24 protein-coding genes and 1 pseudogene are annotated in these 23,258 nt (G+C 63.0%); 18 read left to right on the top strand and 7 right to left on the bottom strand.

Going from position 1 to position 23,258, the window contains the following annotated elements; all coding sequences use genetic code 11:
- Positions 1–14: 14 nt before the first annotated feature.
- Positions 15–1,850, bottom strand: a complete 1,836-nt coding sequence (gene phaC, locus NKJ26_RS26545; RefSeq protein WP_352698236.1) for a class I poly(R)-hydroxyalkanoic acid synthase — start codon at positions 1,848–1,850, stop codon at positions 15–17.
- A 98-nt stretch (positions 1,851–1,948) separates the two neighbouring features.
- Between phaC and NKJ26_RS26540 the strand changes: the two genes are divergently transcribed.
- The 9 genes and pseudogenes from NKJ26_RS26540 to NKJ26_RS26500 form a co-directional block, all read left to right on the top strand.
- Positions 1,949–2,341 carry a hypothetical protein gene (locus NKJ26_RS26540; RefSeq protein ID WP_352598977.1) on the top strand — a complete coding sequence of 131 codons (393 nt, stop codon included), beginning with the start codon at positions 1,949–1,951 and terminating at the stop codon, positions 2,339–2,341.
- Between the two features lie 59 nt (positions 2,342–2,400).
- Positions 2,401–3,618, top strand: a complete 1,218-nt coding sequence (locus NKJ26_RS26535) for an LL-diaminopimelate aminotransferase (RefSeq protein ID WP_352598979.1) — start codon at positions 2,401–2,403, stop codon at positions 3,616–3,618.
- Between the two features lie 48 nt (positions 3,619–3,666).
- Entirely contained in the window at positions 3,667–4,980 is a 1,314-nt protein-coding gene (locus NKJ26_RS26530) for a homoserine dehydrogenase (RefSeq protein ID WP_352598981.1), read from the top strand.
- A 118-nt stretch (positions 4,981–5,098) separates the two neighbouring features.
- Positions 5,099–5,455 carry a hypothetical protein gene (locus NKJ26_RS26525; RefSeq protein WP_352598983.1) on the top strand — a complete coding sequence of 119 codons (357 nt, stop codon included), beginning with the start codon at positions 5,099–5,101 and terminating at the stop codon, positions 5,453–5,455.
- A 73-nt stretch (positions 5,456–5,528) separates the two neighbouring features.
- Positions 5,529–5,696, top strand: coding sequence for a Thivi_2564 family membrane protein (locus NKJ26_RS26520; protein ID WP_352598985.1), 168 nt, complete (start codon positions 5,529–5,531; stop codon positions 5,694–5,696).
- A gap of 202 nt (positions 5,697–5,898) precedes the next feature.
- On the top strand, positions 5,899–6,882 hold the full coding sequence (glpX, locus tag NKJ26_RS26515; protein WP_352698233.1) for a class II fructose-bisphosphatase: 984 nt from the start codon (positions 5,899–5,901) through the stop codon (positions 6,880–6,882).
- A gap of 74 nt (positions 6,883–6,956) precedes the next feature.
- Complete coding sequence (locus NKJ26_RS26510; protein WP_352698232.1) at positions 6,957–7,184, top strand: DUF6434 domain-containing protein; 228 nt, start codon at positions 6,957–6,959, stop codon at positions 7,182–7,184.
- Positions 7,185–7,308: 124 nt separating this feature from the next.
- On the top strand, positions 7,309–9,090 hold the full coding sequence (gene recJ, locus NKJ26_RS26505) for a single-stranded-DNA-specific exonuclease RecJ (RefSeq protein ID WP_352598991.1): 1,782 nt from the start codon (positions 7,309–7,311) through the stop codon (positions 9,088–9,090).
- 45 nt (positions 9,091–9,135) lie between these two features.
- Positions 9,136–9,372, top strand: a pseudogene (locus tag NKJ26_RS26500) (single-stranded-DNA-specific exonuclease RecJ); the annotation flags it as partial.
- A 9-nt stretch (positions 9,373–9,381) separates the two neighbouring features.
- On the opposite strand, the gene NKJ26_RS26495 reads toward NKJ26_RS26500, so the two are convergent.
- The 4 genes from NKJ26_RS26495 to folE form a co-directional block, all read right to left on the bottom strand.
- Positions 9,382–9,948 carry a dihydrofolate reductase family protein gene (locus tag NKJ26_RS26495; RefSeq protein ID WP_352698230.1) on the bottom strand — a complete coding sequence of 189 codons (567 nt, stop codon included), beginning with the start codon at positions 9,946–9,948 and terminating at the stop codon, positions 9,382–9,384.
- A 148-nt stretch (positions 9,949–10,096) separates the two neighbouring features.
- Positions 10,097–11,071 (bottom strand): patatin family protein, encoded by a 975-nt coding sequence (locus NKJ26_RS26490; RefSeq protein WP_352598995.1) that lies wholly within the window; start codon positions 11,069–11,071, stop codon positions 10,097–10,099.
- Between the two features lie 81 nt (positions 11,072–11,152).
- The gene (hisI, locus tag NKJ26_RS26485; RefSeq protein ID WP_352598997.1) at positions 11,153–11,614 is read right to left on the bottom strand and encodes a phosphoribosyl-AMP cyclohydrolase; all 462 of its coding nucleotides are present in this window, start codon (positions 11,612–11,614) and stop codon (positions 11,153–11,155) included.
- A 59-nt stretch (positions 11,615–11,673) separates the two neighbouring features.
- Positions 11,674–12,309: a GTP cyclohydrolase I FolE gene (folE, locus tag NKJ26_RS26480; RefSeq protein WP_352598999.1), complete on the bottom strand. Its 636-nt coding sequence runs from the start codon at positions 12,307–12,309 to the stop codon at positions 11,674–11,676.
- A gap of 239 nt (positions 12,310–12,548) precedes the next feature.
- Between folE and NKJ26_RS26475 the strand changes: the two genes are divergently transcribed.
- Positions 12,549–12,995, top strand: coding sequence for an iron-sulfur cluster assembly scaffold protein (locus NKJ26_RS26475; RefSeq protein ID WP_352599001.1), 447 nt, complete (start codon positions 12,549–12,551; stop codon positions 12,993–12,995).
- On the opposite strand, the gene NKJ26_RS26470 is transcribed toward NKJ26_RS26475, so the two are convergent.
- Positions 12,992–13,915 (bottom strand): LysR substrate-binding domain-containing protein, encoded by a 924-nt coding sequence (locus NKJ26_RS26470; protein WP_352698227.1) that lies wholly within the window; start codon positions 13,913–13,915, stop codon positions 12,992–12,994. The two genes, NKJ26_RS26475 and NKJ26_RS26470, sit on opposite strands and share 4 nt — an antisense overlap.
- A 91-nt stretch (positions 13,916–14,006) precedes the next feature.
- Here NKJ26_RS26470 and NKJ26_RS26465 point away from each other — a divergent pair, with 91 nt between their 5' ends.
- The 5 genes from NKJ26_RS26465 (at position 14,007) to NKJ26_RS26445 (ending at position 18,762) form a co-directional block, all read left to right on the top strand.
- Positions 14,007–14,165: a hypothetical protein gene (locus tag NKJ26_RS26465; RefSeq protein WP_352698225.1), complete on the top strand. Its 159-nt coding sequence runs from the start codon at positions 14,007–14,009 to the stop codon at positions 14,163–14,165.
- 67 nt (positions 14,166–14,232) lie between these two features.
- Positions 14,233–14,607: a membrane protein insertion efficiency factor YidD gene (gene yidD / locus NKJ26_RS26460; RefSeq protein ID WP_352599008.1), complete on the top strand. Its 375-nt coding sequence runs from the start codon at positions 14,233–14,235 to the stop codon at positions 14,605–14,607.
- Between the two features lie 147 nt (positions 14,608–14,754).
- Complete coding sequence (gene blaOXA, locus NKJ26_RS26455) at positions 14,755–15,576, top strand: class D beta-lactamase (protein ID WP_352698223.1); 822 nt, start codon at positions 14,755–14,757, stop codon at positions 15,574–15,576.
- Between the two features lie 181 nt (positions 15,577–15,757).
- Positions 15,758–17,734: a threonine--tRNA ligase gene (gene thrS, locus NKJ26_RS26450; protein WP_027024999.1), complete on the top strand. Its 1,977-nt coding sequence runs from the start codon at positions 15,758–15,760 to the stop codon at positions 17,732–17,734.
- Positions 17,735–17,823: 89 nt separating this feature from the next.
- A complete protein-coding gene (locus NKJ26_RS26445; protein ID WP_352599014.1) occupies positions 17,824–18,762 on the top strand; it encodes a lysophospholipid acyltransferase family protein in 939 nt (312 codons plus the stop codon).
- Positions 18,763–18,780: 18 nt separating this feature from the next.
- Here the strand turns inward: NKJ26_RS26445 and NKJ26_RS26440 are convergent, their stop codons facing one another.
- Positions 18,781–19,743, bottom strand: coding sequence for an RgsD C-terminal domain-containing protein (locus tag NKJ26_RS26440; protein ID WP_352698220.1), 963 nt, complete (start codon positions 19,741–19,743; stop codon positions 18,781–18,783).
- A 155-nt stretch (positions 19,744–19,898) separates the two neighbouring features.
- Here NKJ26_RS26440 and NKJ26_RS26435 point away from each other — a divergent pair, with 155 nt between their 5' ends.
- The 3 genes from NKJ26_RS26435 to NKJ26_RS26425 all read left to right on the top strand — a co-directional run bounded on the left by NKJ26_RS26435 (position 19,899) and on the right by NKJ26_RS26425 (position 23,258).
- A complete protein-coding gene (locus tag NKJ26_RS26435; RefSeq protein ID WP_352698218.1) occupies positions 19,899–20,483 on the top strand; it encodes a nitroreductase family protein in 585 nt (194 codons plus the stop codon).
- Positions 20,484–21,092: a flavin reductase family protein gene (locus NKJ26_RS26430; protein ID WP_352698216.1), complete on the top strand. Its 609-nt coding sequence runs from the start codon at positions 20,484–20,486 to the stop codon at positions 21,090–21,092.
- A gap of 264 nt (positions 21,093–21,356) precedes the next feature.
- Positions 21,357–23,258, top strand: coding sequence for a CASTOR/POLLUX-related putative ion channel (locus tag NKJ26_RS26425; RefSeq protein ID WP_352698215.1), 1,902 nt, complete (start codon positions 21,357–21,359; stop codon positions 23,256–23,258).

The following is a 23,258-nucleotide window of genomic DNA, read 5'->3' as shown; positions in this document are numbered from 1 at the left end:
GACATTACAGTCGGTTACACACGCACCTTGACATAGGTGCCGGGAGCATCGCCCAAGGTTTTCATATGCTTGCCGGGTTTACGGGCGGGCACGCGGGTGTCGTCCTTGGCTTCTATCCAGCTCTGCCAGTGCGGCCACCAGGATCCGGGATGATCGGTGGCGCTGGCTAGCCACTGGTTGAAATCGCCTGTCGGCGCGCCGCCGGTCCAGTACTGATATTTGTTGGATGCTGGCGGGTTGACGACGCCGGCGATATGGCCCGATCCCGCCATCACATATTCGACCTGGCCGCCGAAATATTTCGAGCCGAGGAATACCGAAAGCGCCGGCGCGATGTGATCCTCCCTGGAGGCGAGGTTGTAGACCGGGATGGTGACATCCCTGAGCGAGACCGTGTGACCGGCGAGTTCCATCGTGCCGCGCGACAGATTGTTCTCGAGATAGCAGTTGCGTAGGTAGAACGAATGATTGGCCGCCGCCATGCGGGTGGAATCCGCGTTCCAGTAGAGCAGGTCGAAGGGCAGGGGATCCTTGCCGCGCATGTAGTTGTTGACGACATAGGGCCAGATCAGGTCGCCGGAGCGCAGCATGTTGAAGGCGGTGGCCATCTTGGTGCCTTCGAGATAGCCCTTTTCGCTCATCGATTTTTCGACCGCCGCGACCTGCTCCTCGTCGACGAAGACTTTCAGGTCGCCGGCATGGGTGAAGTCGACCTGAGTGGTGAAGAAGGTCGCCGATTTGATGCGGTCGTCGCCTTCCCTGGCCATCAGCGCCAGCGCCGCCGCCAACAGCGTGCCGCCGACGCAATAGCCGATCGCGTTGACCTCTTTTTCGCCGGTGGCCTTCTCGATCGTGTCGAGGCCGTATTGCAGGCCCTCCCTGATATAGGCTTCCCAACTCTTGGCGCCGTGGCGTTCGTCCGGATTGATCCAGGAGATGACGAAGACGGTGTGGCCTTGCTCGATCGCCCAGCGGATGAAGGATTTCTGCGGGTTCAGATCGAGGATATAGAACTTGTTGATCCATGGCGGGCAGATCAGCAGCGGCCGTTTAAGCACCGTCTCGGTCGCGGGATCATATTGGATGATCTCGGCGACATCGCTGCGGCCGACCACCTTGCCGGGCGTCATGGCGATGTTCCTGCCGATTTCGAAGGGCGAATAGTCGGCCTGGCGCAGTTTCAGGTCGCCCTTGCCGGCGGCGATGTCCTCGGCCAGCATCTTCATGCCGCGCACCAGGTTTTCGCCATTGGAGGCGATGGTTTCCCGGAACAATTCGGGATTGGTCAGGATGAAATTCGACGGCGAGATGGCGTTGGACACCTGCTTGACGTAGAAGCTCGCCTTGTGACGGGTGTGCTCGTCCAGACCTTCGGCGTGCTCGACCAGTTCGGCCGCCCAGCGCGAGGTGACGAGATAGGCTTGCTTGAGGAAATCGAAAAAGGCGTTGCGGCCCCATTCCGGATCCTGGAAGCGCTTGTCGCCGCGCTCGGGCTTGACCGCGTCGTCGGTGCCCTCGGCGCTCGGGCTTACGCGCTGGATAGCGTTCGCCCACACGGTCATATAGCCGCCGAACAGCCGTGTCTGCGCTTCGAGCGCGCGCTGCGGATCGGCGAGCCAGTATTCGCTGAGCTTGGAAAACGTCTTGACCATGTCGACGACCGGTTCGGCGACGTGGTCGCGCACCTCGCCCTTTTCGCGCGGCTCGGCCCAGGCCGAAGCCGCCTTGCCGGCCTGCTCGATCATGCGCGCCATGTTCAGCGCGAAACGTTCCGGATCCTTCACCAGATATTGCTCGACGGTCGAAGGCTCGTCATCTTCCGCTTTGCCCGAATCGGGTGTTTTGGACATGGTTCGCGGGGTTCCTCCCGAAGCGTTTTCTTGACATATTAGCATGGGACATCCGCCAGGGTCCAATCTCGCTCTACCCCGGCTGCCAAGGAAACAATATGACGATTAACATTGGCGAGACTGTTTTTTTTGGCGCCGGACGCTTTTGCCGCGCCGGTGCGGCGATCTTCGTCCTGGGCGTTGCCGGGTGCGCGAGCGCGAACACCAGCGGTCCCACGCCTGTCGCGACGGATGCCGGTCCGAAAGACACCGGCACCTTTCCCAACCTGAACATCAAGCCGCAAGTGGCGGCACCGCAGTTCACCGAGGCCGAGAAGAACGCCAAGCTCGCCCAATTGAAGGCGGACGAGAACGCACAGGCGGGCAGGGGCGGCGGCGCCGGCGTCACCGATCAGGCGGCTTTGACGGCTCTGGCCAAGAAGCATGGCGATGAAACGCTGAAGCAGATCGAAGGCAAATGCGACCCCGCCCTCGACCCTACCTGCAAATGAGTATATAGCGCGCGCCCAACGCCCTTGATGTCCGGGGCCTTTCGATGTCTGGAACTGCCATGGAAGAATTTCACAAGGTTCGCCGGCTTCCGCCTTATGTCTTCGAGCAGGTCAACCGGCTCAAGGCCAGCGCCCGTTCGCGCGGCGCCGACATCATCGACCTCGGCATGGGCAATCCGGACCTGCCGACGCCCAAGGCCATCGTCGACAAACTGTGCGAGGTCGTGCGCGATCCGCGCACGCATCGCTATTCCTCGTCGCGCGGCATACCGGGCCTGCGCCGCGCCCAGGCCGCCTACTATAGCAGGCGCTTTGGCGTGAAGCTCAACCCCGACACGCAAGTGGTCGCCACGCTTGGTTCGAAGGAAGGTTTCGCCAACATGGCGCAGGCGATCACCGCGCCCGGCGACGTGATCCTTTGCCCCAATCCGACCTATCCGATCCATGCCTTCGGCTTCATCATGTCGGGCGGCGTCATCCGTTCGCTGCAGGTGGAACCCGATGATGGCTTCATCCCGGCGGTCGAGCGTGGCATCCGTCACTCGATCCCGAAGCCGCTGGCGCTGATCCTCAACTACCCGTCGAACCCGACGGCGCTGGTCGCCTCGCTCGATTTCTACAAGGACGTGGTGGCGTTCGCCAAAAAGAACGACATCATCATCCTGTCCGATCTTGCCTATTCGGAGATCTATTTCGACGGCAATCCGCCGCCCTCGGTGCTGCAGGTGCCCGGCGCCATCGACGTCTGCGTCGAGTTCACCTCCATGTCGAAGACCTTCTCCATGCCCGGCTGGCGCATGGGCTTTGCCGTCGGCAACGAGCGGCTGATCTCGGCGCTGACCCGGGTGAAATCCTATCTCGACTACGGGGCCTTCACGCCGATCCAGGTGGCCGCGGCACACGCGCTCAATGGCGACGGCGCCGATATCGCCGAGGTGCGCGATATCTATCACAAGCGCCGCGACGTGATGGTCGACGCCTTCGGCCGCGCCGGCTGGGCCATTCCGGCACCCGCGGCCTCGATGTTCGCGTGGGCGCCGATCCCGGAGCCGTTCCGGCATCTGGGCTCGCTCGAATTCTCCAAGCTGCTGATCGAGCACGCCGATGTGGCGGTGGCGCCCGGCGTCGGCTTCGGCGAGCATGGCGACGACTTCGTGCGCGTCGCGCTGGTCGAGAACGAGCACCGGATCCGGCAGGCGGCGCGCAACATCAAGCGCTTCCTGTCGACCAGCGCCAAGCAGCCCAACAATGTGGTGCCGCTTTCCGCTCACCGGTAAGCCTGCCCCTATACAATTTCGATCGATTTTTGAGGGATTTCGCCGGCTATGGCTGAAGCACTGCGTGTTGGAATTGCCGGTCTCGGCACCGTCGGTGCGTCGGTGGCGCGCGTGCTGCGCGACAAGGCGGCCGAACTGACCCGGCAGTGCGGGCGCGACATCGTCGTATCCGCTGTTTCGGCGCGCGACCGGAAGCGCGATCGTGGCGTCGATCTCGCTTCCGCAAAATGGTTCGACGATCCGGTCGAGATGGCGCAGACAGCCGCTATCGACGTGTTCGTCGAACTGATCGGCGGTGACGAGGGAGCGGCGCGGTCATCGGTGAAGGCGGCGCTCGAAGCCGGCCGCCATGTCGTCACCGCCAACAAGGCGCTGCTGGCCAGGCACGGTGTCGCGCTGGCCGAGGTCGCCGAGAAGAAGGGCGTGCTGCTCAACTACGAGGCGGCGGTGGCGGGCGGCATACCCGTCATCAAGACGATGCGCGAAGCGATGGCCGGCAATTCGGTCACCAGGGTGTTCGGCATTCTCAACGGCACCTGCAACTACATCCTGACCCGCATGGAGGCCGAGGGCATCTCGTTCGATGCCTGTCTGAAGGACGCTCAGCGGCTGGGTTACGCCGAGGCCGATCCGACCTTCGACATCGAGGGCCACGACACCGCGCACAAGCTGTCGATCCTGACCAGCCTCGCCTTCGGAACGAAGATCGCGGCCAACGACATCTATATGGAAGGCATTTCCAACATCAGCCAGGCCGATATTCGTGCGGCCGGCGATCTCGGCTACCGGATCAAGCTGCTTGGCGTCGCCCAGCGCACCGACAGCGGCATCGAGCAGCGCGTCCATCCGACCATGGTGCCTACGGCCTCGGTGATCGCGCAGGTGCACGGCGTCACCAATGCGGTGGCGATCGAGACCGACATTCTTGGCGAGCTGCTGCTCTCCGGCCCCGGCGCCGGTGGCAATGCCACCGCATCGGCCGTCATTGGCGACATCGCCGACATCGCCAAGAGCCGCCCCGGCTTTCAGCATGGCCCGGTCTTCGGCCGGCCGGCGAAGGAACTGAAGCCCTACAAGAAGGCGCAGATGCGCAGCCATGCAGGCGGCTACTTCATCCGGCTGACCGTGCATGATCGCATCGGCGTGTTCGCGGCAATCGCCAAGCGGATGGCCGACAACGACATTTCGCTGGAATCGATCGTCCAGCATGCTGTCAGCGGAGAGGCGGCGGCACAGAAGACCGTGATCCTGGTGACCCACGAGACCACCGAGGCCGCCGTGCGCAAGGCGGTGGACGGCATCACCAAGGACGGTCACCTGACCGACAAGCCACAGGTCATCCGCATCGAGCGGGCAGGGTAAGGAACCGCGCCACGCGCTTGGTTGCACGAGCAATTCCGGTCGGTGTGGCAGGGGGGATCGCCGGAACCAATCCTTGCCGGCGCCGTTTTCCTGAGGTCTGAAACCGAAGGGATATCCAATGGCCGAAGCATCGAAATCCGACAACCCGCAGCTCGGCGATATCCAGGCAGCGTTGGAAAAACAGATCGCCGATTTGCGCAAGGAGATCACCAGGATCAACAAGAGCATTTCGGCGCGGAGTGCGGAAATGGCCGACGACGCCTCCGAGCAGGCTTCGGATTTCTACGAAACAGCGGCAGGCCGTGCTTCGCGAACCGCACGGCAGTTGCGCACGCAGGCGCAGTCGGTTTCGGAGGTCGCACGCGAAAATCCTGGCACGACGACCGCTGTGGTCGGCGTTGTCGGCTTGCTTGGCTTTCTGGCCGGGCTCGCCATTGGCCAATCGATGAACGACGCGCCGCGGCGGTGGTACTGATCACGCCGCGACAGAGCCGATCTTGCCGGCTCGTCCCGTCGTTTTCAGCAGATCCTTTGCCAGGGAGGGCACAGTGGCTTCATCGGTGTTGATAGGCGTCCTGATCACATTCCTCGTGGTCGTTCTCGTCCTCTATCTGGTTCAGCGCCTGCCGCTCGACGGCAGGACGCGGCAGATCGTCCAGATCGTCGTCATCATCATCGGCATCGTTTCGCTGCTTAGATATCTCGCGGTTTTCTGACGCGAAGGACGCCCATTCTCATTTTTAAACCACGCGCGGCTCTTTCCGGCCGGGTCTGCGCTGCGCTCACGAATCGGGTTTAATCGATTGATATTGCTAGCCTTTCAATAAAACCATCGGCAGGTCTTGCCGTTGTCATGCTCGTTTGACAAAACAAATGCGCCTCCGGCGGGAGGCCGCGTATGAACGAGGATTTGCCGAAATGAATGTGGCCCAGAACATTGTCGCCGGCCTGGACCGGATACTCACCATGGAACTGGTGCGCGTCACCGAACGGGCCGCCGTCGCGGCCGCCAGGCTGCGTGGCCGCGGCGACGAGAAGGCGGCCGACCAGGCCGCCGTCGACGCCATGCGGCAGGAACTCAACCGGCTCGCCATCAAGGGCACGGTGGTGATCGGCGAGGGCGAGCGGGACGAGGCGCCGATGCTTTATATCGGCGAGGAAGTCGGCTCCGGCAAAGGTCCCGCCGTCGACATCGCGCTCGATCCGCTCGAGGGCACGACGATCTGCGCCAAGAACCTGCCCAATGCCCTCGCTGTCGTAGCGATCGCCGAAAAGGGCAGCCTGCTGTTCGCGCCCGACGTCTACATGGACAAGATCGCCATCGGGCCGGGCTATGCCGAAGGCGTCATCGACGTCGACGCCGCGCCGGCGGAGAACATCGCCAGTCTCGCCCGGGCCAAGGGCGTTGCGGTCTCAGACATCACGGCGTGCATCCTCGACCGGCCACGCCACGCCAAGCTGATCGACGCCGTGCGCGCCACCGGCGCCGCGATCAGGCTGATCGGCGATGGCGACGTCGCCGGCGTCATCCACACCACCGATCCCGAGGAAACCGGCATCGACATCTATCTCGGCACCGGTGGCGCGCCGGAAGGCGTGCTGGCCGCGGCGGCACTGCGCTGCACCGGCGGCCAAATGCAGGGCCGGCTGATCCTGGACACGCCGGAAAAGGTCGCGCGTGCCGCCAAGATGGGCATCTCCGACCCGAGACGGATCTACCATGCGGAAGACATGGCGCGTGGCGACGTGCTGTTCGCGGCCACCGGCGTCACCGACGGCAACATGCTGGCCGGGGTGAAGTTTGGCCACACCTACATCACCACGCACACGATCGTGCTGCGCTCGTCGTCGCGGACCGTGCGCGAAATCAAGGCGCGGCACCAGGATCTGGATAAGTTCTGACGTTCGCTTGCGAAGCCGCCTTACAGTTGTTAGCCATTTGGCGCGCACCCTGAGGTAGGCGCAAGGATTTGACAATGAAAGCGTTCGACTGGCACGCGGACCCGATCTCGCGCGCCACCGTCATCACGACGTCCTATCGCAACACCCAGAATGTGCGCCGCTTTCTCGCCAGGGAATGCGGCGCGGCGTTCAGGTTCGACCGGCCGTTCATGGCCTGGCTGAAGGATGGCGCCGACAAGACCATGGGCGATGCGGCTGACGAATGGCTACGGCGCCAGGCCGAAAAGCGTAGTTCTCCTTGAGTTCTCCCGAGACGGCGCACCACGGCAAGCCGCTTGGCTTTGCCCGCCTTTGGCCTATCCTGCGGGAGGGGCAAGGCTTGGATCGGCAAGGCTTGGGTGGGCAAGGCTTGGGTGGGCAGGGCGCATGATGGGCGAAAAACGCCTTTTCCTCGATGTCAGGCAGTCGGCCACCGGTCTCTCCTGGGAGCACCGGCTGAGCGAGCGGCAGGACATGATCGCGCTCGCCATCGCGCAAGGCCACGGCGTGCCGGATATCGTCGCGCGCGTTCTTGCCGGGCGCGGCGTCACCGCCGAGCAGACCGAACGGTTTCTCGACCCGACGATCCGCAACCTGTTGCCCGATCCGGCATCGCTGACCGACATGGACAGAGCGGCGGCCCGCATCGCGGCTGCGGTGATGGCCAGGGAGAAGGTGGCAATCTTCGGCGACTACGATGTCGACGGTGCCGCCTCGTCGGCCCTGCTGAAGCGGTTCCTCGCGCATTTCTCCATACCGTCGGAAATCTACATCCCCGACCGAATTTTCGAGGGCTATGGTCCCAATCCGGAGGCCATGCGCGAACTCGTCTCGCGCGGTGCGACGCTGATCGTTACCGTCGATTGCGGCACCAACAGCGCGGCTTCCATCGATGCCGCCAACGCGGCCGGCGCCGATGTCGTGGTGCTCGATCATCATCAGGTCGGCGGTCCCCTGCCGGCGGCAATCGCCGTCGTCAATCCGAACCGCGACGACGATCTTTCCGGACAGGGTCATCTCTGCGCGGCCGGCGTTGTCTTCCTCGCCCTGGTGCAGACGGCGAAGGTGCTGCGCGGCCTGACCGACGCCACGCCGCCCGATCTGCTTTCGCTGCTCGATCTGGTCGCGCTTGCCACCGTCTGCGACGTGGTGCCGCTCACCGGCGTCAACCGCGCATTCGTGGTCAAGGGACTGCAAGTGGCACGCCAGCAGAAGAATGAAGGGCTGGCCGCGCTGGCGCGCGTCTCGCGAATCGGCGAGCCGATAGGGACCTTCCACCTGGCCTATCTGATCGGACCGCGCATCAATGCCGGCGGGCGCATCGGCGATGCGGCACTCGGCAGCCGGCTGCTTGCCACGGACGATCCGGTCGAGGCGCTGACCGTCGCCGAGACGCTCGACCGGCTCAACCAGGAGCGGCAGCTGATGGAGCAGGAGATGCTGGCCGCGGCGCGCGCCGAGGCAGATGCCGAGCTTGCCGGCGGCAACGGTCCGGCCATCGTCGTCACCGCCAGCACCAGCTGGCATCCCGGCATCGTCGGCCTGCTCGCCTCGAGGCTCAAGGATCACGCGCGGCGGCCGGCTTTCGCCATCGCTTTCAACGCCAACGGCACGGGCACCGGTTCGGGCCGCTCGGTGTCGGGTTTCGATCTCGGCCGGCTGGTGCGCGAAGCCGCCACCGCCGGGCTGATCGTCAAGGGTGGTGGCCATGGCATGGCGGCCGGCATCACCGTGGAGCGCGCGAGGCTCGGCGAACTCAGGGCGTTTTTCGAGGAACGGGCGGCGGCCGACGTGTTTCGATTGCAAGGCGAGGAAAGCCTGGCGATCGACGGCGCACTTGCGGCGGAAGGTGCGACGCTGGCTTTGCTGGATGCGCTGGAAAGGGCCGGGCCATTCGGCGCCGGGCACGTCGCGCCGGTCTTCGCGCTGCCGCGTCACCGGCTGGCCGACGCCCGGCCGGTCGGCACCAATCACATACGCGCCGACCTGCAGTCGGAAAGCGGCGGCCGCATCCAGGCGATCGCCTTTCGCGCCGTCGATACCGCGCTTGGCGAGTTTCTGTTCAAGAACCGAGGCAAGACCGTGCATGTCGCCGGTTCGCTATCGGGCAACTACTGGAACGGCAGCCGTACGGTGCAGTTTCGCATCATCGATGCGGCGCGGGCGTAGCGGCGGCGCCTATCCATCGCCGCTGGCAGGTGCATAGCGCAGCAGCGTCACCGGCTGGCCGACGCCCGGCCGGTCGGCACCAATCACATACGCGCCGACCTGCAGTCGGAAAGCGGCGGCCGCATCCAGGCGATCGCCTTTCGCGCCGTCGATACCGCGCTTGGCGAGTTTCTGTTCAAGAACCGAGGCAAGACCGTGCATGTCGCCGGTTCGCTATCGGGCAACTACTGGAACGGCAGCCGTACGGTGCAGTTTCGCATCATCGATGCGGCGCGGGCGTAGCGGCGGCGCCTATCCACCGCCGCTGGCGGGTGCATAACGCAGCAGCGTCACCCCTTGAGTGAGGCTTTCCGCGCCAAGCGGCTGCAACCTCAGTGACAGGCCGGACTGGAAATACGGCTTGCCACCGCCAAGCACAACCGGATGCATGTAGAGCCGGTATTCATCGATGAGACCGGCCCGCGCCAGACAGGCGGCAAGATCGGCGCCGCCGAGGATTATGAGGCCATCCGTCTCCGCCTTGAGAGATCTTACCGTGGCTATGGCATCGTCATTCACCAGCCGGGCATTGTGCCCGACTTGCCGAAGCGTGGTCGAGAAGACCACCTTCGGCGTCTCTCGCCATGCATGGGCAAAATCCCGCTCGACCTCCGCGGCGCCGGTCTCGCGATCCGGACTGTCCCAGAAGCGCATCACCTCGTACATCCGGCGTCCGGCGAGGACCACCGAGGCCTGCCTCATCATGTCGTTGAAGTGCTGGTGCAACTCTGCCTCGGGCACCGGTAGGGCAATATCCCCGTCCGGCCCGGCGATGTAGCCGTCCAAGGACGTCAGCATGGAATAAACAATTCTGGCCATCGACGCCTCTGTTCCATCCCGTACAGTGGATCATGACCAATTGCATTTTGCAATCAGTTTATCGGAAGGCGACTGGAAATTTGAGACGATACCTGCGGGGCTAGTTCCCTAGTGACGAACCTGGATTCCTCTCGGAGTACGGAGAAGCCTAGGCCAGGACGGTCTGCAGCCGGGTCAATTCGCCGATCTGAGCCATCGTCGCCTGATAGCCGAGGCGGATCGCTTCATCGGCGCGGTGGAACTCGGTCAGTCCGATATGGCTGAGCTTCGGCTGCAGTGACATGTCGGGTGGATCCCCGGCCAGCCTGGCGCGCGAGATGCGGTCCTGGATGATGTTGAAGGCCTCGACCATGACGCCTGTGATGCCGAGCCGCGTCTGGTACACATGGCGCTCGGCGTCGGCCTGGCCGGGTCTCGGCGCATCCTTTTCGACGAACAGTTCGCCGGCGCTATGCTTGATGACGGCGGCGCGGCCGAACAGGTCGTAGTGAAGATTGACCGCCACGACCAGCGGCTGCTCGTAGGCGCGGCAGACTGAAACCGGTACCGGATTGACAAGCGCTCCGTCGACCAGCACGCGGCCGTTGCAATTCACCGGCTCGAACACGCCGGGCAGCGCATAGGAAGCGCGCATGGCCGTGATCAGGGAGCCGCTCGACAGCCAGATTTCATGGCCGGTGCGGATTTCCGAGGTGACGGCGACGAATGGCTTGGGCAGGTCCTCGAAACGGATGCCGGCTATATGCTCACGCAGACGGGCATCCAGCTTCATGCCGCCAAACAGGCCGCTGCCGCGCAGATTGAGATCGAGCAGGCCGAAGATGCGCCGCCTGGTCAGGCTGCGGGCGAACTCTTCAAGTTCATCCAGTTTGCCGGCAAGATAACAGCCGCCGACCAGCGCGCCGATCGAAGTGCCGGCGATCATCGAGACCTCGATGCCGGCTTCATCGAGCGCGCGCAGCACGCCGATATGGGCCCAGCCTCTGGCGCAACCACCGCCCAAGGCAAGCGAAATACCTGTTTTCTTCGGAGCGTTGGTTTCGGACGTGCCGCCGGGCGAGGACAGGCCGTTGGCCTCCCTGACATCTGGTCTGTTACGCAATGACGCCCACTCGAGCATCATGATCTCCCTTGTCCCACGGCAAATCTACAGGCGGGCCGTATCGAAATGGTGAATCTGTGTGGTTGGTGTCGGGCAGAAGGTTCAAGCTGGTGACTTCCGATACGTGTTTTCCGCATCGAACAGCGGCTTGCTGCCGTCGTCGGCAAGCGTCGCCTTGCCATCGACCAGCCCCACCGTCCGGTAAAAACAAGAACGCCGGCCGGTGTGACAAGTTGCGTCGTGGCCCAACACTTCGACGCGCAACCATATGGCGTCCTGGTCACAATCCGTGAGCATCTCGACGACGTTCTGAAGGTTGCCGGAGGTTTCGCCCTTCTTCCAAAGCGCGTTGCGCGAGCGCGACCAGTAGTGGGCGATGCCCGTCTCCAGCGTCAGTGCCAGCGCCTGCGCATTCATGTGCGCGACCATCAGAAGCATGCCGTCCCGGGCATCGCTAACGACGACGGTAACCAGGCCCGCGGCGTCGAAGCGCGGCGAAAACACCGCGCCTTCTTCCAGGGCCTTCTTGTCCGACGGAGCTTTGGGAAATTCCACTGCCGACATCGCCGCTCTATTTTTCTTGCTTGACCATATCTTGGCCCGGCGATTTCGGCGAGGGGGGCTTACACCCCGCCGCCGCGCACCATGGTGACGAAACGAACCTGCTCTTCAGGCGTGTCCTTGAAAACGCCGGTGAAGGTGGAGGTGAGCGTGGTGGAACCCTGCTTGCGGATGCCGCGCATGGCCATGCACATGTGCTCGGCCTCGATCATGACTGCGACGCCGCGAGGATTGAGCACATCCTGGATGACGCCGGCGATCTGCGCGGTCAAGGCCTCCTGAGTCTGCAGGCGGTGGGCAAAGATATCGACCACGCGCGCGATCTTGGACAGGCCGACGACCTTGCCGTCCGGCAGATAGCCGACATGCGCCTTGCCGATGATCGGCACCATATGATGCTCGCAATGCGAGTGGAACTGGATATCCTTGACGATGACAAGGTCGTCATAGCCGGCGACCTCCTCGAAGGTGCGGCCGAGTTCTTCGGCCGGGCACATGTCGTAGCCGCCGAACATTTCGCGGAAGGCCTTGGCCACGCGCTTTGGCGTGTCGATCAGCCCCTCACGGTCCGGATTGTCGCCTGTCCAGCGCAACAATGTGCGCACCGCTGTTTCGACTTCGGCTTCGCTGGGCCGGTCGGTGACCGGTTTTTCCATGTAGGCGGACTGGGGCATGAATTTCTTGATGACGGCATCCATAAAGGCGTCTCCCGTAGTTCCTCTCTCAGGAGGAACGAGTTGAACGGACCACGACCTTTCGGTTTCGGAAACTCACTCTGTTTCCAGTCCCGTAAGCGGCGTGAACTTTCCGGCAAGGACGCTGGCTTTCTTCGCCTTGTCGATACCGATCTGCCACCATTATATAAGGTCATGGCGAGCGAAAGGAAGACGCGGCAGCGGCAATCGCTGTTCGCTTGGCGGCGACGGATTGGAAAAATATGATCAACGACGTCTACAATGCGAAAATTCTGGGTTTTGCCGGAAACATCGCGCGCATCGGCCGGCTCGACCATCCCGACGCGACCGCGAAGGCGCATTCCAAACTATGCGGCTCGACCGTTACAGTCGACCTCAAGATGCAGGACGGCGTGGTCACCGATTTCGCCCATGACGTGAAGGCGTGCGCGCTTGGCCAGGCGTCGTCCTCGATCATGGCGCAGCATGTCGTCGGCGCGAGCGCCGAGGAATTGCGCGCGGTGCGCGACACCATGCTGAAGATGCTGAAGGAAAACGGCGCGCCGCCGGAAGGCCGCTTCGGCGACCTGAAATATCTCGAGCCGGTGCGCGACTACAAGGCGCGCCATGCCTCGACTATGTTGACCTTCGACGCCGTCGTCGACGCCGTCGGCCAGATCGAGAAAAAACGCGCCGAAAAGGCCGCCTAGGCCAGTTCTCCCAAACTCCGCGCCCGTCTTGTTTCGGCGAATTCGTTTCTCACCCAGTCGGCGAACGCCGCGGCCGGCTCCGAGAGATCGCGCAAGCTCCTCGCCACCAGCCAGTAGGCGCCGGATGCGACATCGATGTCGAACGGCTTGATCAGCGCGCCCGATGCGAGTTCTTCGCCGATCTGCAGGAGATCGCCAAGCGCCACGCCATGCCCGAGCAAGGCGGCTTGCTTCGAAAGCGATGCGTCCGCCAGCATCGGGCCGCGCGCGGGCACGGCATCGGCGGGAACGCCGGCCGCTTCGAACCAGCGCGCCCAGCCCTGACGGTTTTCCTCGTGCAGAAGCGTGTAGCGGCCGAGATCGATCGGCTTCTCAAGGGCGGGGCCGAAATTTAGCAGCGCCGGCGACAGAACCGGTGAATCCACTGTCGAGGCAAGCCGCTCGGCGTCGCTGCGCGGCCACGAGGTGGTATGGGCGCTGAAGCGTAAGGCAAGTTCGGGCTGATCGCCGCGAAACTCGATCAGTCTCGGATCGACTTCGAGGGAGACGTCGATATCGGGCCGCAGTTCGCGAAACCGATTGAGCCGGGGCACCAACCACACGGACGCAAGTGATGGCTCGACACTGACGCGAACCACGGATTGCGCCGGCACCGCGGCCAACTCCGAAAGCAGCCTGTCGATATCGTCGAAACTCCTGACCAAGGGGGCGAGCAGTCGGCGGCCTGCATCCGTCAGTTCGACGCGGCGATGGTGACGCTCGAACAAAGGTTGGCGCAGCAACGTTTCGAGCTCGCGGATCTGCCGGCTGATCGCCGCCTGCGAGACGAAAAGCTCCTCGGCGGCCCTGCTGAAACTCAGATGCCGGCCGGCCGCTTCGAAGCTTCTCAATGCCGTCAGCGGCAATCGTCCACGCTTCATTCGCATAACCCAGGATTATCCGAAGCGGAAATTATACTCGTTTGAAGGCGAAGGCCAGCGGCGGTCTTATCGCGTCGAAGGAGATACGACCATGATCCAGATCCTGGGCATCTTTGGCGACGTCTTGCGGATCGCAACGTTCCAAAGGCGTGACGAAAGACACAATGCAAAGCGGTGCGAAGAGCTGGCTTCTCCTTTCCCCGGGAACGATCCGGTTCGCTGGCTGCCGTTTCGCCGTTCTCGACCATAGGAGCGGGGATTGCGTTCTCCCGTGGAAGCTCACATCTATGCCTGGGATACGCGATACGGAGAAGGATGTGGGCCAGCAGCAGGGGCATGCGCATAGCGCCGGGCCGCCGAAGCGCGGCCGCAACTGGCCGGGCCCGTGGCGCAAGACGCCCGGGCGCCTCTTCGGCACGTCGCTTGTGCGCTTATACCAGCTGACGCTCTCCGGCTTCGTCGGCAATTCCTGCCGGCATTTGCCGACCTGTTCGGAATACGCGCATGAGGCGATCGCCCGGCATGGCCTGTGGGCAGGCGGCTGGATGGGGCTTTTCCGGGTGCTGCGCTGCGGGCCTTTCGGCACGCACGGTATCGACCTTGTGCCGGAAGTGCTGGCGGATCGTTATGTCTGGTTCATGCCCTGGCGGTACTGGCGGATCGGTGAAAAGCGCGGCGAAGCGCAAAGCTGATCGAACCATCCCAGCCGGCGTGGGCGCGCCGGTTTACGATCTGGTAGGGTTAACGCAAGCCTGCACAAAGACTGCGCATTTGAGACAAAATCGAGACAAGAGACCTCGCTAAACCGCTCGCGAACCCCCTTCCGGAGCGAGCAGAAAATGCGTAACGTCGACCGTCTTCCCTTCATCTTTGCCGGCGTCCTGTTCCTGCTTGCGTGGCTTTTGGGATTTCCAATGCGCGCGCAATCGGCGCCGCTCGGGGATATGCAGTGCACGCTGATCGCCGATGCGGCGAGCGGCAAGACGCTCTACCAGGAGGGGATCTGCGACCAGAGGTTCAGTCCAGCCTCGACGTTCAAGGTGCCGCTGTCGCTGATCGGCTACGACGCTGGAATCCTGAGCGACGCACATACGCCGACATGGGACTACAAGCCCGAATTCAAAGCGGTGAAACGAGATCGGAAGGCCGTCGATCCGACGATCTGGGAGAAGGATTCGATCCTCTGGTACTCGCGTGAAATCACCCGCAGGCTTGGGGCGGAGAACTTTGCCTCCTATGTCTCGAAATTCGGCTACGGCAACGCCGATGTTTCCGGCAATCCTGGCCAGAATGACGGCCTGACCCGATCCTGGGTGAATTCCTCGCTCGAGATAACGCCTGTCGAGCAGGTCGACTTCCTGCGCAAGCTGTTGGCGCGCAAGCTGCCGGTCTCGGCCAAGGCCTATGAGATGACCAGCGCCATCATCCCGACGTTCCAGGCCGGGGACTGGACCGTGCAAGGCAAGACGGGCAGCACCAGGCTCGGCAACGAAGCCGATAATGACAAGCGCTCGCTCGGCTGGTTCGTCGGCTGGGCGAAGAAGGATGGCCGCCAGATCGTTTTTGCGCGCCTGACTGTCGACGCCATCCCCACCGACATGCCCAAGGGTCCGAAGATCAGGGCGGCGTTCCTGAAGGATCTGCCGTTGCTCATCAAATGAATGGTTGATTTCGGCGCCAGCCTTTACTGCGGCGGGATCTGCTCATAAAAGACAGCCCGCCGCCGGACGCATCCGGCATTACTCATGCATGTCATAAACCCCAAAACCGCGGGACGGTTTTTGGGTTACGATATGCAGTTAACCACCCGCGCTCGTTTGCGGGACTGGATAGGAGATACCCGTGCTGAATTCCGTTTCCCTGACATTTCCCGATGGCTCCGTCCGCGATTACGACGCGGCGATGACTGGCGCTGGCCTTGCCGAATCGATCTCGAAGTCGTTGGCCAAGAAGGCCGTTGCCTACGCCATCGACGGCACCGTGCGCGACCTCAGCGACCCGCTCGGCAAGTCCGGCAAGATCGAGATCATCACCCGCGACGATGCGCGTGCGCTGGAACTCATCCGCCATGACGCCGCACATGTGCTGGCGGAAGCCGTCCAGGAATTGTGGCCGGGGACGCAGGTGACCATCGGACCGGTGATCGAGAACGGATTCTATTACGATTTCGCCCGCAACGAGCCGTTCACGCCGGACGATTTTCCGGTGATCGAAAAGAAGATGCGCGAGATCATCGCGCGCAACAAGCCGTTCACCAAGGACGTCTGGTCGCGCGACAAGGCGAAAAAGGTGTTTGCCGACAAGGGCGAGCGCTACAAGCTGGAGCTGATCGACGCCATTCCCGAGGATCAGGACCTCAAGATTTACGCGCAGGGCGACTGGTTCGACCTCTGTCGCGGCCCGCACATGGCCTCTACCGGCCAGATCGGCAATGCTTTCAAGCTGATGAAGGTGGCCGGCGCCTACTGGCGCGGCGACTCGAACAACCCGATGCTGACGCGCATCTATGGCACGGCCTGGGCCGACCAGGCGCAGCTCGACGCCTACCAGACGATGCTGGAAGAAGCCGAGAAGCGCGACCACAGGAAGCTCGGCCGCGAGATGGACCTGTTCCATTTCCAGGAAGAAGGACCAGGCGTCGTCTTCTGGCACGCCAAGGGCTGGAAGATGTTCCAGAACCTGGTCAACTACATGCGACGCCGCCTCGACGAGCAGGGCTACCAGGAAGTCAACGCACCGCAGGTGCTCGACAAGAGCCTGTGGGAAACGTCAGGTCATTGGGGCTGGTATCGCGACGCCATGTTCAAGGTGACCGTCGCCGGCGACGAGACCGACGACGATCGCGTGTTCGCGCTGAAGCCGATGAACTGCCCTGGTCATGTGCAGATTTTCAAGCATGGGTTGAAATCCTACCGCGATCTGCCGGTAAAGCTTGCGGAATTCGGCAATGTGCATCGCTACGAACCGTCGGGCGCGCTGCACGGGCTGATGCGCGTGCGCGGCTTCACGCAGGACGATGCGCATATCTTCTGCACCGAGGAGCAATTGGCCTCGGAATGCCTGCGCATCAACGATCTGATCCTGTCGACCTATGCCGATTTCGGTTTCGACGAGATTAGCGTCAAGCTGTCGACGCGGCCCGAAAAGCGCGTTGGTACCGACGAGGCGTGGGACCATGCCGAAGCGATCATGGGCAGCGTGCTGGAAACGATCAGGGCGCGGTCCGGCAACCGGATCAAGACCTCGATCAACCCGGGCGAGGGCGCCTTCTACGGGCCGAAATTCGAGTATGTGCTGAAGGATGCGATCGGTCGCGAATGGCAGTGCGGCACCACGCAGGTCGACTTCAACCTGCCGGAACGCTTTGGCGCCTTCTATATCGGCTCGGATTCCGAGAAGAAGCAGCCGGTCATGGTGCATCGCGCCATTTGCGGCTCGATGGAGCGCTTTCTCGGTATCCTGATCGAGAATTATTCCGGCCATTTCCCGCTATGGTTCGCGCCGCTGCAGGTCGTGGTGGCGACAATCACTTCGGATGCCGACGATTATGCGACCGACGTGGTGGCAAAGCTCAAGGCCGCCGGGCTCCTGGCGGAAGCGGATCTGCGCAACGAGAAGATCAACTACAAGGTCCGCGAACACTCGCTGGCCAAGGTTCCTGTCATTCTCGTCTGCGGCAAGCGCGAGGCTGAGGAGCAGACGGTCAACATGCGTCGCCTGGGCTCGCGCGACCAGGAATCGCTTGGTCTCGCCGAGGCCATCGCGAAATTGACCGAGGAGGCGATCACGCCTGATCGCCGGCGCAAGCGCGCTGCCTGACTGAACGGTATTTTGTACCCCCCAATGGCGGCGGAGCAATCCACCGCTATTTTCATATCCCTGTCACGCCAACGCAGTAGCGAACTGTCATGCTTAAGCTGAAGACGCGAGAAAAGCCGTTTCCCGAGCTTTCCTATGCCAATGCGCGTCAGCCCGCACTGACGCGCTGGGTCATCCATTCCATCGAAGGCCTGTCCGGCCGGGACCGTTTCGCGGAACTTTATGATTTCTGGCGTCGCCAGGTGGTGCCGACCGGCGAGCGTGTGTTCAGCCGCATGCTCGATCTGATCGACGTCCGTGTGCGGACCGCCGATCAGTGGCCGCCCGCGCAATTGCCGGACACACCGTTGGTGATCGTCGCCAACCATCCGTTCGGCATCGGCGACGGTATTGCGGTGCTGTCGCTGGCAGAGCAGCTCGGGCGCCCGTTCCGGGTGATGATCCACAAGGATCTGCTCAAGATCCGAGAGATGGAACCCTATTCGCTGCCGATCGACTTTTCCGAGACCAAGGACGCGCTGAAGAACAACATGGCCGTGCGTCACGAGGCGGTGCGGCTGCTGAAGGAAGGCGTCACCATCGTGGTGTTTCCGGCCGGCGGTGTTGCCACCGCGCCGAAAGGTTTTGGCCGGGCGCGCGACCTGCCGTGGAAGATGTTTCCAGCCCGGCTCGTCCAGGACGCCAAGGCGTCGGTCATTCCGATGCATTTCTCCGGGCAGAATGGCAGGCTGTTCCATCTGGTCAGCGGGCCGATGAACATGGCCGAACGCGACGGCCGCGTTGCCAAATTTGTCGGCAAGGCCTCGCTGACGCTCCGCATCTCGCTGCTCATCCACGAATTCGCGCGCCTGTCCGGCAAGGCGATCGACGTGCGCGTCGGCGATGTGCTGGACTGGAGCGAACTGGAACCGTTGCGCGACCGGAAGGCGCTGCTCGACCGGCTTTATCGCGGTGTTTTCGACCTGGCGCCGCCAATGCGGCGCCGCCGGATTTCGTTTTTGCCGGCACGCACGAAGCTGGCCGCCTGACGCCTGCAAATTCGACGGTCAGTCCGCGCCTTCCTCGGGGTCCATCGCCGCCGCCTCGGTGGCCAAAACCTCGATTTCCTGGTTCTGTCCGCCCACGACCGTAAAATCCTTCTGATAGATGCGGTCACGGTTCTTGGCGATGATGGTGTAATCGCCCTCGGCCAGCACCATAGAGGCGAAGGCGCCGACGGTTTCATTGATCGGATCGCCGGATTCGTTGAGCAGCGACCAGGACGTGTCGGCTATCGCCTCGCCACCGGTTTCGCGCACCAGCTTCATCGTGATTTCGGCGGCGTGGTGCTCGACAGTCGCTTCGGTCAGCTTGCCGGCCTCGACCCGGATGTCGGAACGGATGACCGCATTGACCGCGCCATAGGTCGAGACGACGTGGTAGATGCCGGCATTGAGCCGCACGACGCTGTTGGGCTCGACGTCGGGAATGATCAGCGCGCGGTCGCCGTTCGCTTCGGCATGGCTCTCGTAGATCGAGAAGCGGAGTTTCTTCGGTGGAATGCGTACGCCGCCGGACAGAACCGCGTCGAGCTTGAGGCCGCCGGCGTCGAGCACGAGGCTTTCACGCTTGGCGTCCTTGCCGACGGTGATGCGCTTGGTGGCGCCGGCCCGGCCGTAGGAGGCGTGAACCAGGTAGCTGCCAGGTTCGAGTTGGAAGACGGCGCTGCCGCCATGCGCGGACGCCACCATCGGCAATTTGCCGTTGACGGCTTCGGGCCTGAACACACGCCAGACAATACCGCGGGTGATGTCGGCGCCCTTGTCGGTCAACTGGGCGGACAGCGTGATGGCACCGCCGCCGCTCAGCGCCAGGGATCTCTCGCCTTTCGGGGTCGCATAACTCGAAATCCCGGGAAGCTTCAGATCGCCAACGCCGTCCGTGTCCTGCGCCACGGCAAGCGAAACCGGTGCCATGAACAGCAGGGTGGAAAGCCAGACCAGGAAAAGACGGATAGTCCCCTCAAACATGCCTTGCGTTGAAGCCCATGGCGGTGGCAATTTCAAGGCTTAAGAGTCCCACCGATACCGACTTTTCAGTCCGGCGCTTGCGCCATTGCCCGAGCCGCCGAATTCCCGATGGTGCGCTTCAGCTCAAAACAGAGTGTTTTAGGAGACTTGCGCCCATGGCGTCGCCAATCATCGACTTCCTGCTGACCCGAAACTCAGCACCGATCCCCGATTTAAAGGAGCCGGCGCCGAGCGATGCCGAGATAGCGACGATAATCGCTGCCGCCGTGCGGGTGCCCGACCACGGCCGGCTCGAACCCTGGCGCTTCATCCTGTATCGGGGTGACGCCCGCATCGAGATCGGCAGACAACTGGCAGCGCTTGCCGAGCAGCGGGAGGGACCATTGCCGGAAGGCCGCCGCTACCAGGAACTGGCGCGATTCTCGCGCGCGCCGCTGGTGATCGGCGTCGTCTCCGTGCCGAAGGACAATCCGAAAATCCCGCAATGGGAGATGTTCCTGTCGGGCGGGATGGCGGCGATGAACCTGATGCTAGCAGCCAACGCGCTGGGCTATGGCACCAACATGATCAGCAACTGGTATTCCGACGTGCCGGAGGGCAGGGGGATACTAGGTTTGGCGCCGCAGGAGCGTGTCGTCGGCTTTGTCCATATCGGCTCCTATCAAGGCCCTGCGCCGGAGCGGCCGCGGCCCGATCCGGCAAAGCTCTATGCCGACTATGCCGGGCCCTGGGCCGGCTAAGTGTTTTACGAGCCGCCAAAGGGGCACGGACTGCCGCACGATCCGTCGAAGGCGATCGTGGCGCCGCGCCTGATCGGCTGGATCTCGACCCTGAACGGGGCAGGCGAGATCAACCTCGCGCCCTATTCCTTCTTCAACGCCATTTCGACACGGCCCTTCATCGTCTGGTTCTCCTCCGAGGGCGAGAAGGACAGCGCTTCCTTTGCGCAGGAAACCGGCGAATTCGTCGCCAATCTGGTCAGCCGCGATCTTGCGGAGAAGATGAACCGCACGGCTGTCGACGCACCGCGCGGCGTCAACGAGTTCCTCTATGCCGACCTTGCCATGGCGCCGTCGCGCCTTGTCGCGCCGCCCCGTGTGGCGGCCGCACCGGCGGCGCTCGAATGCCGGGTGACGGAAGTCTTCCGGCCAAAAGCCCTGGACGGAGTGCCGACCGACGCCGTCGTCGTGGCCGGCGAGGTGATCGGCGTTTATATCGACGATGCCTACCTGAAGGACGGCCTGTTCGACATCAGCAAGGCCGGCAATGTCGCCCGGCTTGGCTACATGGATTATGCAAGCATCAGCGAGGTATTTTCGATGCGCCGGCCGCGCTGGGAAAGAGACTGAACACCCAGGCCCTGCCAGTCACTGAGCAGTACCGGCACTCGTCCGCCGGGCTGGCGGTCATGACGGCGCGCAGGTAGCCAGGCTCGCCATACGGATGCTGTGGTCGAGGACCCCGATCATGCCATCGACAGCGATCGGTGGATTGCATAGGCGTGAACACGCGAAAGCGATTCCCCTGTATCTAAACACACGCTAAGAGAGCGCTTCAGCGATGCGTTGGGGTTGGCGCATCGGGCTTGGGGATATTGCGGGGGCACCGTCGGCATGAAGAAACGAGACTCGCTGGGAACCCGGCTCCGCTACGGATTCGACAAAAGCATGGCCGCCGGTCCGATCGCGCTGATCGGCTGGCTCGCTATCCTTTCCCTGTTGATCATCATCGCTGCCGCGGGCTTCCTTGCGGCGACCCGCATCGCTCCGGAAGGCGGCGAGCCGCTGAACTTTTTCGAAGCGTTCTGGGAATCGCTGATGCGCACGCTCGATTCCGGCACGATGGGCGGTGATACTGGCTGGGCCTTCCGTCTCGTTATGCTGTTTGTCACGCTTACCGGCATCTTCGTCGTGTCGGCTCTCATCGGCGTGCTGAGCGCTGGCGTCGACAGCAAGCTCGATGAATTGCGCAAGGGCCGTTCGCGAGTGCTGGAGACTGATCACACCATCATTCTCAACTGGTCACCGTCGATCTTCGACGTCATCTCCGAACTCGTCGTTGCCAATGCTAGCCGCCGCCGTCCGCGGATCGTCGTCATGGCCAATATGGATAAGGTCCAAATGGAGGACGAGATCGCAGTCAAGGTGGGCAAACTGGGCAATACGCGCATCATCTGCCGCAGCGGCGACCCGACCGATCTCTACGACCTGGCCATCGTCAACCCGCAGACCTCGCGGTCGGTCATCGTGCTGTCGCCCGATGGCGACGATCCGGATTCCCAGGTCATCAAGACGGTGCTGGCGCTGGTCAACGACCCGATCCGGCGTACCGCCCCGTACAACATCGCCGCCGAGATCCGCGATGGCAAGAACGCCGAGGTCGCCCGCGTCGTCGGCGGAGCCGAGGTGCAACTCGTGCTGGCCGACCAGCTGATCTCGCGCATTGTCGTGCATTCGAGCCGGCAGTCGGGTCTCAGCAGCGTCTATTCGGAGCTGCTCGATTTCGACGGCTACGAAATCTACACGACCGAGCAGCCGGAGCTCGCCGGCAAGACCTTCGGCGAGGCGATGATGGCGTATGAGCACTGCGCGCTGATCGGCCTCTGCGACCACGATGGGCAGGTCGATCTGAACCCGCCATCGAACTTGGTGATCGGCAAAGGCATTCGCGCCATTATCATCGCGGAGGACGATGCCGCGATAAAGCTTGGAAGCGCCAGGATCGAGATCGACACGGCGGCGCTCCTCAGTCCGCGGCCCGTCGAGATGAAGCCGGAACGCATGCTGGTCCTCGGCTGGAACCGGCGCGGTCCGATCATCACCTATGAATTGTCGCGCTACGTCGCGCCTGGTTCGAGCCTGACCATCGCCGCCGATACGCCCGGCCTGGAGCAGGAAGTTGATCAGCTACCGGTCGCCGGCGACAATCTGTCGGTTTACTGTCGCGTCATCGACACTTCGAGCAGCACCGCGCTGGCAGCCTTGGATGTGCCTTCCTACGACCACGTGCTCGTGCTCGGCTATAGCGAAACCATGGCAGCGCAGCCTGCGGATACCCGCACGCTGGTGACGCTGCTGCATCTGCGCAAGATCGCGGATGATGCCGGCTTGCACATCAACATCGTCAGCGAGATGATCGACGTACGCAACCGAGAGCTTGCGGCAGTCACCAAGGCCGACGATTTCGTCGTCAGCAACAGGCTGGTGAGTCTGATGCTGGCACAGGCGTCCGAGAACCAGTATCTCGCCGCGATCTTCGACGACCTGCTCGACGAGAAGGGCTCCGAAATCTACATGCGTCCGGTCACCGACTATATCGCCATCGAGCGGCCGGTGACCTTCTGGACGATCGCGGAATCGGCGCGGTTACGCGGCGAGATCGCGATAGGTTACCGGCGCATCCGTGCAGCGGAGGCCGACGACCGGGGGCTGGGCGGCGTCACCGTCAACCCACTGAAATCGGAAGCGCTGGCTTATGTGCCGGAGGACCGGATCATCGTGCTGGCGCGGGACTGA

It is taken from the genome of Mesorhizobium sp. M0152 (assembly GCF_040322415.1).
Taxonomy (GTDB): Bacteria; Pseudomonadota; Alphaproteobacteria; order Rhizobiales; family Rhizobiaceae; genus Mesorhizobium.
This window is presented reverse-complemented; position numbering and strand designations above follow the sequence as displayed.